The 15527-nt window shown below is 49.6% G+C and carries 9 protein-coding genes; 5 read left to right on the top strand and 4 right to left on the bottom strand.

Translation table 11 applies throughout. The features are described from left to right. Positions 1-15: 15 nt before the first annotated feature. Both ACLR2L_RS00405 and ACLR2L_RS00400 read left to right on the top strand, forming a co-directional pair. Positions 16-1239, top strand: a complete 1224-nt coding sequence (locus ACLR2L_RS00405; protein WP_413364702.1) for an MFS transporter — start codon at positions 16-18, stop codon at positions 1237-1239. A gap of 220 nt (positions 1240-1459) precedes the next feature. Continuing rightward, positions 1460-3889: a PAS domain S-box protein gene (locus ACLR2L_RS00400; RefSeq protein WP_413364700.1), complete on the top strand. Its 2430-nt coding sequence runs from the start codon at positions 1460-1462 to the stop codon at positions 3887-3889. Positions 3890-3899: 10 nt separating this feature from the next. Here ACLR2L_RS00400 and ACLR2L_RS00395 read toward each other — a convergent pair whose 3' ends face one another. Both ACLR2L_RS00395 and ACLR2L_RS00390 read right to left on the bottom strand, forming a co-directional pair. Further along, positions 3900-5399 (bottom strand): tryptophan halogenase family protein, encoded by a 1500-nt coding sequence (locus ACLR2L_RS00395; RefSeq protein WP_413364698.1) that lies wholly within the window; start codon positions 5397-5399, stop codon positions 3900-3902. A gap of 106 nt (positions 5400-5505) precedes the next feature. Further along, a complete protein-coding gene (locus tag ACLR2L_RS00390; RefSeq protein WP_413364696.1) occupies positions 5506-8385 on the bottom strand; it encodes a TonB-dependent receptor in 2880 nt (959 codons plus the stop codon). Positions 8386-9053: 668 nt separating this feature from the next. Between ACLR2L_RS00390 and ACLR2L_RS00385 the strand changes: the two genes are divergently transcribed. Further along, a complete protein-coding gene (locus tag ACLR2L_RS00385; RefSeq protein ID WP_413364694.1) occupies positions 9054-10388 on the top strand; it encodes an MFS transporter in 1335 nt (444 codons plus the stop codon). Here the strand turns inward: ACLR2L_RS00385 and ACLR2L_RS00380 are convergent. Next, positions 10385-11395: a LacI family DNA-binding transcriptional regulator gene (locus tag ACLR2L_RS00380; protein WP_413364692.1), complete on the bottom strand. Its 1011-nt coding sequence runs from the start codon at positions 11393-11395 to the stop codon at positions 10385-10387. The two genes, ACLR2L_RS00385 and ACLR2L_RS00380, sit on opposite strands and share 4 nt — an antisense overlap. A 326-nt stretch (positions 11396-11721) precedes the next feature. Between ACLR2L_RS00380 and ACLR2L_RS00375 the strand changes: the two genes are divergently transcribed. After that, positions 11722-14157: a glycoside hydrolase family 2 TIM barrel-domain containing protein gene (locus ACLR2L_RS00375; RefSeq protein WP_413364690.1), complete on the top strand. Its 2436-nt coding sequence runs from the start codon at positions 11722-11724 to the stop codon at positions 14155-14157. 79 nt (positions 14158-14236) lie between these two features. Here the strand turns inward: ACLR2L_RS00375 and ACLR2L_RS00370 are convergent, their stop codons facing one another. After that, a complete protein-coding gene (locus ACLR2L_RS00370) occupies positions 14237-14656 on the bottom strand; it encodes a Dabb family protein (RefSeq protein WP_413364688.1) in 420 nt (139 codons plus the stop codon). Positions 14657-14908: 252 nt separating this feature from the next. On the opposite strand from ACLR2L_RS00370, the gene ACLR2L_RS00365 reads away from it, so the two are divergent. Then, a complete protein-coding gene (locus ACLR2L_RS00365; RefSeq protein WP_413364686.1) occupies positions 14909-15502 on the top strand; it encodes a gluconate 2-dehydrogenase subunit 3 family protein in 594 nt (197 codons plus the stop codon). Positions 15503-15527: the final 25 nt, after the last annotated feature.

Raw genomic sequence — 15527 nt, 5'->3', positions numbered from 1 at the left:
CCCCAAGAGGTAATCATGCAATCACACCAACCAAGTCTCGACACGCCAGTAGATGAGCAGCCTGAAACACTGCAACCCGCCTATTGGAGCGGTGTATTTGCAATGTCGCTCTGCGTATTTGCTTTGATTGCCTCTGAGTTTATGCCGGTGAGTTTGCTTACCCCCATTGCCAGTGCTTTTACGGTATCTGAAGGTCTGGTTGGGCAAGGCATTGCGATTTCTGGCGCGTTGGCCGTGATAACCAGTTTATTTATTCCGGTGATTGCCGGTGGATTAGATCGCAAGTATCTATTGCTTGGCATGACAGCGCTAATGGGCGTGTCGGGCGCAGTAATTGCGCTGTCGGGTAACTATTTTACGTATATGCTGGGTCGGGCATTAATCGGCGTCGTGGTTGGCGGCTTTTGGTCGATGTCGGCGGCAGCCGCTATGCGTTTAGTGTCAGCGCACAAAGTACCCCGTGCGCTGGCCATTTTTAATGGTGGCAATGCACTGGCCTTGATTGTAGCGGCGCCGCTCGGCGCGTATTTGGGCGCAGTAATGGGCTGGCGGGGCGCGTTCTTTTGCCTGGTGCCCTTGTCTGTGATTGCGTTCGCCTGGCAGTGGCGAAGCTTACCGCTTATGCCAGCAGAGCCATCCGCCCATAAAGGCAATCCTGCACTCCAGGTTATTGGATTACTTTCCCGCCGCCACGTGTTTATTGGCTCGCTGGCTGTGGGCACGTTTTTCATGGGGCAATTTGTATTGTATACCTATCTTAGGCCATTTCTTGAATCTGCCCTGGGGGCAAGCGTTCAAACCATTTCTACCATTTTACTCATTATGGGGGCAGCCGGTTTTGTAGGCACGTCGTTGGTGAATCGCGTGCTGGCAAAAAGCGTGAATAACACGCTGGTTGTCATACCGGTGCTAATGGCTTTGGTGGCTGTACTGATTATTAGTATGCAGGGAGCGTTCATTCCTGTGGTGATACTGCTGGCGATATGGGGCTTTATTGCTACTGCCGCGCCTGTTGGCTGGTGGGCCTGGCTCACCCACAACCTACCCAACGATGCCGAAGCGGGTGGAGGCTTACTGGTGGCTGTTATTCAGCTGTCTATTGCGCTTGGCTCAACGCTGGGTGGGCTGTTGTTCGATATGAGTGGCTATGTGCCCACCTTTGCTGTGAGTGCGGCTATATTAACGGTGGCTGCTGCGTTAGCGTATGCAGCAGCTAGGAGTTTGAAGCGAGCAATTTAACCTCAACCACTGGCACAGGGTTGCCATACAACAATGTATAGACTAAACCTAATAAACAAAGGTAAGCCGTTGTGGTATGCATAATTGATATTATGAGACCAGCAACCTTCTGACCTTCAGTGGTTTACGTTATTCTGCGTGTCTAAGCTACAAGGACGGTTAGCGATGATCTATAAGCCCAGAGGCAGTCTTCGCGTACCTTTTTTAAGAGGTGCAGGTATTGAAATCGCATTCGTTAGATCATTTTAAAGCACTGGTTAGCTCTTCTTCTGATGCCATTATCAGTAAAACGCTGGATGGCACTGTAACCAGTTGGAATGCGGCTGCAGAACGCATTTTTGGTTATACCGAGGCCGAAATGCTTGGCCAGAAAATGCTGGTGCTGTTTCCACAAGCATTGCTTCACGAAGAAGATCGTATTTTGGATGCCATACGCAGTGGCAACACCATTGAGCATTTTCGTACCGCGCGCATTCACAAGTGCGGCAGAACAATCGACGTTTCCGTTACGATTTCACCTATTTACGATCACAAACACCGCATCATGGGTGCGTCTATCATTGCTCGCGATGTCACCGAGCACATGTCATTGCATCGCAAAGCCATTCATTTTGAATCCATAGTGCAAAATTCCGACGACGCTATTGTGGGTAAAACCCTGGATGGCATTGTGGAAAGCTGGAACAAAAGCGCCGAAAAAATCTTCGGATACACGGCCATTGAGATGATAGGCGAAAGCATTTTGAAGTTGTTCCCCGAGGACCGCCTGGCAGAAGAAAAAGTCATTATTAACAAAGTGGCGCAGGGTGAAACCGTTGATCATTTCAGAACACAACGGCTACATAAAAATGGTGATCTTATTGATTTGTCGGTAACTGTGTCACCTATAAAAAATCTGGAAGGCCGGGTGATTGGCGCTTCAAAAATTGCCCGTGATGTCACTCGGCAGGTACTGTCTGAGCACCAGTTACTGCAGTTTCAGGCCCTTATTGAATCGTCGGAAGACGCCATTATCAGTAAGAGCCTGGATGGTCGCATTACCACCTGGAACAAAGCAGCAGAGCGCCTGTTTGGATACACCGAAGCGGAAGCGGTAGGGCAAAATATTGTCATGTTATTTCCGGAGGAGCGATTGGCCGAAGAAGACAAACTAATGAAGAGTTTGTTGGCCGGCAAATCCATAAGGCACTTCAGAACCACGCGTCTTACCAAAAGCGGCAACCGCGTGTTTGTGTCGGTTACCTTGTCGCCCATTCGGGATAAAGCCAAAAACATCACCGGCGTATCGAAAATAGTGCGCGATGTGTCTTACGAAATTGAACAGGAAAAAGTGGTGTGGCGGCTTGCCAACTACGACAGCCTAACCAACTTATTTAACCGTACTGGCATGACCGCCTGTATAGAAGAACTGGTGCAGCTTTCCATTGTCAGACAGCGCAAGTTCGCATTGCTGTACCTCGATTTGGATGGGTTTAAGGCCTATAACGACAAATTCGGCCACGACTTCGGCGACCGTTTGCTTATTGCTGTGGCGGAAAAGCTGCGAAAAGCGGTGCGCAGTTCTGATGAAGTAGGCCGCCTGGGGGGCGATGAGTTTGTTGTATGCATGATGGGATTTGAAACCATTAAGCATATACAGGTCACCATAGAAAATATCATCGGTGCTATCCACAGTATAGACGTTATTGATGATGTGGACATTTCGCTAACGGCCAGTATCGGTATTGCGATTTTCCCCGAAGATGGACGAAGCTGCCAAACGTTGATCAGCCGGGCTGATCACGCCATGTACAGTGCAAAAAGTAAAGGCAAGGACACCTTTGAGTTTTACTCTGGTGTAATTGAAACGTCGATCCAGCAAGACAACTCGATGGTGAAAGAACTGCGTGATGCTATTGCTCACAATGCTCTGGAACTGCGGTTTCAGCCCCAGGTAAACGCCACCACACAGGAAGTGAAGAAAGTAGAAGTGCTGGTGCGCTGGAATCATCCCCAATTGGGGTTTGTCCCACCGGATACCTTTATTCCGCTAGCAGAAAAATATGGCCTGATCCGGGATTTGGATGCCTGGGTAATGGATACGGCGTTAGAGAAGCTGGTGAAGTGGACAGGATTGTTTGGCATGGACTTTCAGGTGTCGTTGAATAAATCGGCTTATGAGCTGGTGGACGCGGAATTATCCATAAGCCAAATCCGCAATAAATTACACGCCGTTGGCCTATGCGGCGAAAACATCATTATTGAGCTTACCGAACGCGCATTAATGGTTGATCCACAAAGCGCAGAGAAAGCCCTGAGGCAATTTACGGCGATGGGTATAGAGCTGGCCATCGATGACTTTGGCACGGGGTATTCTTCGTTGGCTTACCTTAAATACTTCCCGGTGAAATACCTCAAACTGGATAAAACCTTTGTACACGCGTTCCAGCACAACGAGACCGACAGAGTGTTGGTAGAAGGCGTACTGAATATCGCCAAACAACTGGGCATAGCGGTGGTGGCCGAAGGCGTGGAAACCGCAGAGCAGGTAGCCTTGCTGAATGAACTGAATTGCGAATACTATCAAGGCTACTACTTTGCCAAACCCCTCACAGCCGACGAGCTGGAGAGTTTTGTGTTAAGTAAGAAAAGACAAACTTCGCTCACCTGAAAAAGACGGCTTACGAAGCGAATTCATGTATATACGCACCATGAGTGAGTAGCTGATTCACTGAATGGCTAAACGACGTATCCATTCTGCTCAGTAGTTCAATGAGTTGATGGGGAGATACAGCGCTGACGGTTGGATCAATATTGCTTGGAAGCAGTCCCATACCTGTTGTTACCGCGTGCCAGCTGTGATCTGCAAATAAGTCGGATTGTGCATGCGACACCACACCGCGGGTTCGATACAGCGCGAGTTTATGGGTAAGGGATGTGGGAATGTCGCGTTGTTGCCAGCTTTGCCAGAACGGCGAGTCGCAGCGCTGGGATAAGCAATAGTGCAGCACAATAAAGTCGCGTATGTGCTGGTATTCCGCCAGCATCAGTTGATTGTACTCCTGAATGGTTGCCTCGCAGGGCGGGCTCGAAGGCAGCAGTTTGGCCAGGTTCAATATCCCCCGCATGATTAAATAAATACCGGTGGATTCCAGTGGCTCCAGAAAACCGGCAGACAAACCAATTGCTACACAATTACTGCGCCAGAACTGATTGAGATGACCGGTTTTAAAGGTCAGAAGCCTGGGTTCGTTCAGCAGTGGCTTGGTTAACTGGGTTTGCAGGTAACGCTTAGCCTCGTCGGGGCTGGTGTACTGGCTACAAAACACCAGGCCGTTGCCTGTGCGGTGCTGTAGCGGAATTTGCCAGCGCCAGCCCATGGGTTCTGCTATGGCTTTAGTGTAGGGAACGGGCTCGTCGGTATTTTCTGTTTGCACAACCCAGGCACGATCTACCGGCAGGTAACGCTGCCAATCGATAAATTCGGTATTCAGTGCCTGGCCCATAAGCCGTGCCTGTGTGCCCGTACAATCAATAAAAAAATCACCGTCAATGTGCTCGCCGCTGCGGGTAATTAACCGCTCAATGGCACTATGGTTGGCGCTGGTCTGGATCTGTTCGATATGCGCTTGTTTATGCACAACGCCTTTACTCACAGCGAAGTCGCGTAAGAACACCGCCACGCGCTGCGCGTCGAAATGGTAGGCGTAGCCCATATGGCTTAAGTTGTTGGGTTGCTGTGGGTTAGGCATGTAAAACTTATTTTCCTGTGCCATGCGCGCCGACGCCGAGAAGTCGGTATAGGTGTGGGGCAGGCCATGGCGATGGGCGTGCAGCCATTGCTGAAAAAATGGTTTTCCATCGATGCGCGCACCAACATGTCCGAATGGGTGCCAGTAGCTGTGTCCTGGCGTTTGCCAGTTACTAAACTGGATTCCCAGTTTAAAGGTGGCTTGCGTGGCTTTTACAAATGCCTGTTCATCAATGCCAAGCAGTTTTACGAAATCAACAAAGCTGGGTACGGTGGCCTCGCCAACCCCCACGCCAGGCTGCTCTGGCGACTCTATCAACGTAATGCTGGCATCTGTTCCCGCGAGCAGTTTGCCCAGCAGGGCGGCGGTCATCCAGCCGGCAGTGCCTCCGCCCGCAATAACATAGTGTTTAATAGCTGAGGATTGCACTGGCCCTCCGGATTGTTCTCAAAGTGTAACGTAGAAAGCCACCAACCCTTGTTTATTCATAAACAAGTGCTGGTGGCTATGTCCGAACAACGTTCGTTTGCCTTGATTAGAACGTGGCTCTGACACCCAGGTAGTAACGGGTACCGGTCATCTCAACCAGGCTTACACGGTCGCGCTGACCATAGTATTGCAAGCGTGTTTCGTTGGTCAGGTTCACCGCTTCCAGCGATACCGTAAAGGTTTCGTTGATGTCGTAAGACGCACTGGCATCCAGTTGTCCGTAGGCATCATTGTATTCAGGCTGAATACCATCTCCTGAACGGCTGCTCAGAAACGCATCACGCCAGTTGTAAGCTACCCGCGCCTGGAATGCGTCTTTGTCGTAAAACGCGATCAGGTTGTACGAGTTTTTTGCAAAGCCCTCCAAGCCACTGCCCGGTTCAACTACCGACGGTAAATTAATCGGTAAGGCGCTGTCGTCTTTACTGTGTGCATAGGTGTAGTTTGCCTGAACACCAAAGCCTGGCAGGAAGTCGAAGTTGTGCAGTACACCCACTTCTAATCCGGCAACTGAGCCGCCGTCGCGGTTTTCTTTACGCGTGGAGTTGTAGGTTACTGTTTGGCCCAGATTGGCGTAGGCCGCTGCCAGTTCAGGTGAAATATTGCCGTCCCAGGGACCTACGGTGGTAATGGTAGAAATAAAGTTCGAAATATCCTTGTAGAAGAACGCCAGTGAATAGGCGTTGCCATTGTCGGCGTAGTATTCTACCGAGGCATCCAATTGGTTTACCTCATAGGATTTCAGGTACGGGTTGCCGCCTGAAATAGTCACCGTTGGGCTATCTACCCCCGCTGTTTCCTGCACGTTTACACCGGCATCAGCCAGCGAAGGGCGCGTAATAGTTTGTGCTGCCGCCAAACGCACTATGTAGCCATTCTCTAAATCCAGCATAAAGTTGGCGCTGGGCAGAAAGTGTGATTCCGAGGTATCCACAGTGGAAGACTTAGCCGACGTGGTTGCTGTGTTATCAACCGATTCCGGCAGATTAGACGATGCCTCATTGATCATCAGCATATCAATGGTAGAGGCTGTGCCACGAGCAGTATTGTCGATATCAATGTAGCGCGCACCCAGATTGCCGCGCCAGGTGTAATCGCCCAATTCGCCTTCAAAGTTAAAGCGCGAATATAAGGCAAGCATGGTTTCATCGTTTTCGTAGCTGCCACCCGGGCTCGGATAGACGGTATCCCAACCCGCGTTAACGATATCACCGCGCCAGCCATCACCGTTGGCTACGGCCTGCTCTAAGTACGCCTGCGTGGCTGCCCGATAGGCCTGATGATTGGCAATCTGAACCCATTGACGTGGGAAGCCATTGCCTGTGCCATCCATAAAGTTGTTTGCGCTGAGCTCCAGAACATTGGCCGGCAATACACCCACTGCCGCGTTGTCACCCCAGGTGCTGCCATCGCCAATCCACATGCCCGAGCCATTCCAGGTTTCGCCGCCACTGGTTGGGTCAAATTCTGTTCCGAATCGCGAAAATGCAATGTTGCGTTTGGTATAGGCCGCGCCAACTTTTACCGACGTCAGTGGGCCCGCGTCGATGTCGTACAAGGCATCCAGTTTTACTTCTTTTACGGTGTCTTCTGCTTCTTCAGCAGCGTAGCGTTGCCATGCTGCACGTACCTTGGAGATATCCGTAATATCCAGTGCACCGGTGGTTGTCAGGCTTGGAATGTCATTGTGATAATCAATCAGAATTTCACTGGGTTGGCGCACACCATCTGTATCGAACATGGTGTAGTGCAAGGCCGTAGTATCATCGCCTTCAAAGCTGGTTTCCGCCTTAGAGTATGACGCATCGAATTCCACTACCAGACGGTCACCAGTGTACACACCGTTGTAGCCAAACGCTGTAGTGGTGGATTCCTGTAATCCGTATACCACGTTCATTTCTAAATCGGTATCGGCAATGGTGGCTTCCAACAGGGTGCCTTCATCGCTGATCACTGCACGGGTGTAGCGTGGGGTTTGGTTTGGTACCTGTAAGCCAGATCCCAGGTATTCGCGATTGAGTTTGGTGTATAAGCCGTCAAGCGTCGACTCAAAGTTGTCGTTGGGTGCCCACTGCAACGCAATATTAGCGCCGAAGCGCTCACGGTCTTCGTCTATCATATTAAAAATGGAGCGTCCCGGCCCACGACTGCCTGCCAGCGTGGTGGGATTGCCGTTTTCATCAACAACATCAGCGGCATCCATCGGGAAGCCAAATCCACTGCCGTTTCCGGCGTATTGGTTCCAGTGAGAAGTGCGGTATGCGTCAATGCGATTCGCATTTTCTTTGTAAGATACGCCAACTAATACGCCCCAGGTGTCGTCATCAAACGTATTGCTAATAATGCCCGCCAATTCAGGCGTGGCCTCTTCTACCAGGCTGTGATAGTTAGTTTTGGCGGTAGCTGATGCGTGAAAGCCGGGTTGCTTAAGTGGTGTGGCGGTTTTGATATTTACATACGCACCGATACTGCCCGCCGACAAATCGGCGGTGGGGGATTTCATTACATCAGCGCCACTGATGAGTTGCGACGGCAGCACCTGAAAGTCGAAGCTGCGACTACCGGTGGTAGTTGCCAACGTGCGATCGTTCAGTTTCACCACGTTGAACTCCGGGCCAAAGCTTCTCACACTGATTTGTGAGCCTTCGCCGTTAACACGGGAAATGGAAACACCGGTAATACGCTGCAACGATTCTGCTACGTTTTGATCGGGAAATTTACCAATGTCTTCAGCTACGATGCTGTCCTGAATAACATCTGACGTTTGCTTTTGAAAGGCGGCCTGACGCAAGCTACCCTGAATGCCGCGAACCTGAATAACTTCTACGTTTTCGTCGTCCGGTTCGGTTTGTGCTAAAGCCGGATTGCTAAGTGCGCAAGTGGTTAATGCTGTGAGTACGGCAAGAGAAACTTTACTCTTAATCATGTTGATCTCTTTTTACGGTTTTCCAATCGTTGCTAATGTTGGCAAGGGGCCTATTAGCGCTGAGTGTGTCCAATCTCAGTGGAAATATGGGTAGTTCACCTTGTTCTTAAACGCTGTCCAGGTGTTGTTTACCGTGTAATTTCCCGCGTTCCATCCTGCGTGAAATAGCTGTTTTGTTACTGCCAATTAACAAATTCGCCCAAGATGTTAATAAATTTATAACACGTTAGGAAAACGTTTTCCATGGTATTTCCTAAATTTTCCTTGAGGTTATTTAGTTCTCCGAAAAGTAAACAAGTGAAAAATCCGCTGCGATTTTTAACAAAAGCAATGCTGTGTATGTCAGGTTTCTGAGTTTTTTAAGCAAGGTGATCTTTCGGATTTTCTTGTTTATGTTGTTGTTTTTACGGGTTTGTATTGATGCTTTGGTGTTCCGGGTGGTAGCGCGTGAAATGACGGATATGTGAGTGGCACAACGAAGTGTCACTCCTCTGAATCGCATTGTTTTCAGCGACCGGTTAAATGAAAAGATTTGGGTAATCGCTTTCCCTTTTGTGTGCGGTGTTTAGAAAATATCAACAGCATAACCTCGAAGATAACCCTGTTTGTTGATATTCTGCGGCTATTAACTAATGGTCAATCAAGGCAATTCACGAGGACGGTATGCAGTGACAAAGTACAACGTTGCCCTGGGCTGTGGGTACTTTGCCATTTTCTTTGTGAGCCATGGCATTGGCACACTGGCTATTCCGTACTATCAAATGACGTTGGGGGTTGATCCACTATTGCTTGGGTTGGTGTTAACCATTCCGGTATTTGTGTCTGCGTTAATCAGCCCTTGGGTGGCGAATGTTATTGATGCCATTGCGCCACTGAAACACAGTCAGCGCATGTTGCTGATTGGCTCAGGCTGGATTTGTGCTGCGGCCTATGCCGCAATGTGGGCTGTGCCTGTGCATTGGAGCGTCGACCAAAGTATTGCGTATTTGCTGGCGTGTTCACTGGTATTCTATTTCTTTGCTACCTTCATGACGGTGATCATGCGGTGTCAGGCGATGGAGGCCACCTCCGATACGCACGGCATTACCTCGGTGATGGGATTCACTTCCGTATTTGAAAAACTCGGTTCCATTCTGTATTTCTGGTTGTTTCCGTTGGCGCAATCCAAGTTGTTTAGCTCGCTGGCTGTGGGTATGAAAACCATTGGCTTGTGGGTGGCAGTGCTGCTGATTGGTGTGCTTTCTACTCTGGCAGGGATATGGGGAAAGTCGCGTAATGTTTCAGCGATTGCTTCCCAGGTCTTCAGTACCGAAAAATCGGTACCGTTTAACCCACAACTGTTGAAGCAAATAAATCTGCTGTTTGTGGTTACCGTGCTGCAATTTGGGCTAATTGGTGCCTGTATCAATGTCGATTTTTATTTGCTGGTGTACTTTGTTGAGGGCGGTGACATTGCCCAGGGGGCGTTCTGGAAGGGCTATTTGTCTACAGCCTATGCGGTGATGGGGCTCATTACGATTCCTGTAATTGTGAAAGCAGGGAATAGGTTTGGTAAGAAACAAACCCTGTTTGCTATTTACCTCATCAACTGTATCAATGCCATGTTTAAATGGGTGTTGTATCAGCCCGATATGGATTATTGGCTGGTGTTGGATGCTGTACTTGGTGCGTGGATCTGGACCGCGCATACAACGCTGATCCCTGCTTTGCTGGCCGATGTGTGTTACGAAAACCAACAGAAAACCGGTGTGTTAAGCGACAGCTTCGTCGTTGGGCGGCACAATCGGTTTTTAAATTTCGGGTTAGTACTATCCTTTGTGTTATCGGGCTGGATGCTCAATGTTATCGGGTTCAACGCCGATACACCTGGTGCACAACCTTCAGGCGTTATCTACGCTATGCAGGCAATTTTGGTGGGCGGCAGTTTGCTTGTCAGTGTGTGTGCCATGGCAGTACTGTCGCGTTTTACCTTTCAGCGAAGCAACAGTACCGCGTTGCGTTAATTCGACGGCGCGTTGGCGACACTTTCTCGTTCTATCATTGACGAGGTAAACAAATGGGTTTTGTTTTCCGGTGTGGCCGCATCTTTTGCCAAATCAATGGCCAGCTTCACGGCATACTCAGCCATTTCTTCAATAGGATACTTTATGGTGGTAATGGTTGGCAGGCAGGCTTTGCACATTGCAGAGTCGTCAAATCCCACAACCGACACCTGCTCGGGTACCTTGTAGCCATTTTTTACCAGTTCGTGAATGACGCCTACCGCCATTAAATCGTTATAGGCAATTACCGCAGTAAAGTGTTCATCGCGCTGGATAAGTTCCTGGGCACAGGCTTTGCCCCCTTCCAGGTTGGCGGTTGATTCAACCAACAGATTGTCGTTAAACGTTAGGCCCTGCATCATGAAGCCCTGGCGCACCCCCAATAACCGCAACTGTGGATCGCGATTCTGATAAATGCTGGTGGCAACGGCAATGGCCTCGTGGCCTTTGCTGGCAAGTAAATCAACTATTTGTGCGGTAGAGGCTACGTTGTCGAACCACACACAACGACTGGCAATTTTCGGAATGTAGCGGTTAATGATCACCAGGCCTTTGTAGCGTTCACTGAGCTCAATGAGTTGTTTGTCGGTTAGATAGTCGCTATGCAGAATAATGGATTCGCAGCCTTTAGCGTGCAGGCTTTCAATCGCGGCAATTTCAGATTCTTCCTCGTACAGCGAGTTACAGATCAGCAGGCTGTACCCCACCGCGCGGGCAGAGACTTCTGCGCCTGCAGCCAGGTTGCCAAAAAACTCCATGGATATTTTAGGGGTAATGAGTCCCACATTGGTGGTGTGGCGATTAACCAGGGATTGTGCCGACGCGTTAGGCTTATACCCTAATTCCTGAATAATCTTCTGCACTCTGGCTCTGCAGGCATCACCCACCTTGCCTCTGCCATTTACCACACGGGAGACGGTGGCGGGAGACACGCCAGCCGCGCGGGCTACATCATTAATTTTTACCACTGTGAATCCTTTGCCTTTGCTGAATCACGCCATAGTAAATGCCATTTACTGCGCAAGTCAAAATGCTTTCCCTGATATTTCCCTCACACATCGATGTGCAAGTAAGCGGTTTGGGAAATTATTTCCCTTTAGTGCGGGTATGGGTAGCGTCTTCACATTTTTATTTCTAGCGTTGTTAATTAATTTAACTTCATGTTTATTCATTGTTTTATCGTAAATTTAACTGCTTCAATTTCAGTTAATGCCTATGCCTGCATCATCTCCGACTTGAGTTATTGTTAATATTCATTAAATAATAGGGAAAACGTTTACTTTGAATTAACGCAATGAAAACACAACATACGTTATGGTTGGTGGCGATCACACTACTGGTGTTGTTCGGGTTTACCCAATGCCGAACAACTGAGCAGACAGCCACACAAGCAAATGCTGAGTCACTGAATATGTACTCCGATTGGCATTTTATGCTTGATGATAATCCTGAATTTAAACAGGCTGACTTTAACGACAATACCTGGCGGCGTGTCACGCTGCCGCATGATTGGTCCATAGAAGATATACCTGGTACCCAAAGCCCTTTTAGTGCTGCAGCGAAAGATGCCTACAACACCGGTTATGCGGTGGGGGGCACTGGCTGGTATCGCAAGCACTTGCCCGGTATTGACTCTGGCAAACAGTATCTGCTTGAGTTTGATGGCGTGTACATGAATGCCACTGTGTACGTTAACGGGCAGGAAGCAGCCCAACATTATTACGGTTATACCGGTTTTCAGGTCGACATTACGCCTTTCTTGCATCCGGGGCAGGGCAATGTCGTAGCCGTGCGGGTTCACAATAATGAGCAAAACAGCCGTTGGTATAGCGGGTCTGGATTGTACCGGCAAGTTACCTTACATACCCTGTCGGCAAGCCATATTGCTCGCTGGGGCACATCGGTTATTACCCAGGCTGGTAACCAAAGCGATAGCGCAGTACTGGTTGTTAATACGGCACTGCAACGGGATGAGATTGATAAAGCTGGCGGGCTGACACTGGAACAAGCCGTTAAGCTAAACGGAAAGACGCTGCTAACCCAACGTGTGCCGGTAAGCAGCGACAATATTTCGCAAACTATCAACATTAATCAGCCGCACTGGTGGGAGCCTGCATCGCCAGTGTTATACACACTCTCTCAGCGGCTGCTAAAAGACGGCGAGGTTATCGACAACATGGATACCCGGTTTGGTATTCGCACCGTAGCGCTATCACCCGAGCAGGGATTTTTGCTCAACAACAAGCCGGTATTACTAAAGGGCATGAATATTCACCACGACAACTACCTGCTCGGCGCGGCAGCGCATCCTAAAGCCGAGCGGCGTAAGGTACTAAGCATTCTTAATGCGGGATACAATGCGGTTAGAAGCGCCCACAACCCGCCTTCCAGCGCCTTTTTGGCGGCTGCGGATGAGTTGGGATTGCTGGTGATCAGTGAAGCGTTTGACGCATGGAATAAACGCAAGTGGGAGAATAAGAATGACTATTCTTTTGTATTTTCCAGTAACTGGCAGGGCGACTTAACGGATTTTATTGCCCGCGACATTAATCATCCCAGCGTCGTCATGTGGAGCCTGGGTAACGAAATCCCGGAGCAGGGGGATGCACTGGGAGCACAAACAGCAAAACAACTAACGGATTTTGTACGTAAGCTGGATGCCAGCAGGCCGCTTACCGTTGGGGCGAATATGTCGGGTGAGCATGCACGGGCTTATCTGTCGGCTTTTGATGTATCGGGTTACAACTATGAACCGGGCAACTACGTGCACGACTTCAACGCGGGTATCTCGGCGGTAATGTATGGCTCAGAAACCTATTCAAAAGACGCCTTTGCCTACTGGCAATATGTTGAAGATTATCCTTATGTGATTGGCGACTTCGTATGGACAGGCTGGGATTACGTTGGGGAAGCCTCTATTGGCTGGACCGGATATGCCCCGGAGTGGGCTGGGCTGGCGCCGTTTCCCTGGACGCTGGCGTACACCGGTGAGATAGACGTACTGGGCAATTGGCGACCGGCTGCGTTCTATCGGCAGGTATTATGGCATACCGGGCAACACGGCATTTCTGCTTTTGTGCAATCGCCTTCGCCATCATTGTCACCCACACCAAACCCAACATGGTATGACTACTGGACTTTCCCGGACATTCACCCAAGCTGGAGCTGGCCGGGGCAGGAAGGCAAATCCCTCGAGGTCACCGTGTACAGCGTGTATCCGGGCGTTGAGTTGTGGCTGAACAACACCCTGATTGGTACTGCTCAAGCGGGTAAGCAAAACCAGTATATTGCAAAATTTACTGTGAACTATGTGCATGGAACACTGGTTGCAAAAGGGCTGGATATAAGTGGAAATGTGCAGGAAGCATGGCAACTTACCACCGCAGGACCGGCGACCGCGATTGCGATTAGTCGTGAAGATCAGCAACTGCGTGCCGACGGCCTGGACATTAACTATCTGCCCATACAGTTACTGGACGAAGCGGGCAATTCAATTTACCACTGGGAGCAGGATCAGGCGTTAACCGTAAAAGTGGAGGGCGCAGCAACATTAATGGCACTGGGCAATGCGCGGCCCGATTCGGCAGAGAGCTTTAAGCAACCATTTCGCCATACGTTTCGCGGTAAGCTTATGGCAGTGGTGCAATCTACCGGCACTGAAGGGGATGTCGTTGTAACGGTATCGGGGCAGGGGCTGAAACCGGCGTCAATCCGCTTTAACGCGCAGTAATGCACACTCAATGTATGCCCGGTAAATTACCACCGGGCACATCGAACAAAAACGCATTCCACTGGGGCTGGAAACGCAGTTATGCCGATACCGAATCGTACACCACCACTTTGCTCCACAGATGCGAGCACTGCTCAACAAACTTCACATGCAGCGGATGGGTCTGGTAGGCGTCCTGATCCTCTGTTGTATTAAACAACATCAACTCCGATACCTGATAGCTGCTGTCAATTACGTCGCGTTCTAACGTTGAGGCTGGCACGCCAACGTGCAGTCCCTGGATTTGAGGAATGGCTTTCAGGCTATTCAGTCCGGCAATCAGGGCGTCGCGGTCGGCTGCGGAATCGGGATTTTTTAACCAAAAATACACCATGTGAACTACCGGCCCTAAGGTATTGCAGCCGGTGCCTGATGCGAACGCTGATGTGCTGGTAAGTGTGGCTGCGGCGGCCAGCGTACCTGCGGCTGAAATAAATTGGCGGCGATGTTGATCGGTCATGGTGTACTCCTTGTTGAGTAGCAAAATAAAAGCATCATCCTACGGTATAAAAATACCGCTATGCAATGAGATTATCTGGCAAATTTTAGTAATAACCAAAGCAAAAATAACAATAAAAATGAACCGGTTCATTTATGTAATGTCTCATGCTCACTGGATTTAATGCGTTTGCTTAATAAGTCATAGTGTTATCTGTTTATAGTATGTTAAGTTAATTAACAAATCGAATGAAATCTGCCGTCAGAGGATCATATGCAGAGTCAGAACCCATCCCGCCGTACCATGTTAAAGCGCATGCTATTGGGCTTAGGTTTATGTGTTTCCGAAGGGGTATTGCTAAACAATGCTGTAGCGGCTGCGATGTCGTATGACGCTACTACGTCGCAAACCGGCTTGTTTACCCCACAGGAGCGCGCGGTACTTAAGGCCATTTGTGAGTGTGTGATCCCGCGAACAGACACGCCGGGAGCTGTGGATGTGGGCTGCACTGAATTTGTAGAACATCAGTTGTTGGTGGTGTTCTCTGCAGGCACCCAACAAGCCTGCAAGTCGGTATTACAATCCATTTATCAACGCTCGGCAATCGACACGGGTAAGTCTTTTGAATTGCTAACCACAGAAACACAAATCGCCCTGCTGGAGAAGCTTGAAGCGATGCAGCAACCGTTCTCGCAGGAACAATACGGGCCATTTAAGCAACTCAAAAGCCTGATTGTGTTTGGTTACTACACATCCATGCCAGGCGCTACTCAGGAACTCACCTATCAGGCCGTGCCTGGACGCTTTGTGGGCTCAGTGCCCTATGCCGATATTGGCAGTGCGTACAGTTCCAAAGATTACTATTAAGCCAATGTCGCAGCAGGATTTTTAA

This window comes from Alteromonas sp. AMM-1 (assembly GCF_047290655.1).
Taxonomy (GTDB): domain Bacteria; phylum Pseudomonadota; class Gammaproteobacteria; order Enterobacterales; family Alteromonadaceae; genus Alteromonas; species Alteromonas mangrovi.
This window is presented reverse-complemented; position numbering and strand designations above follow the sequence as displayed.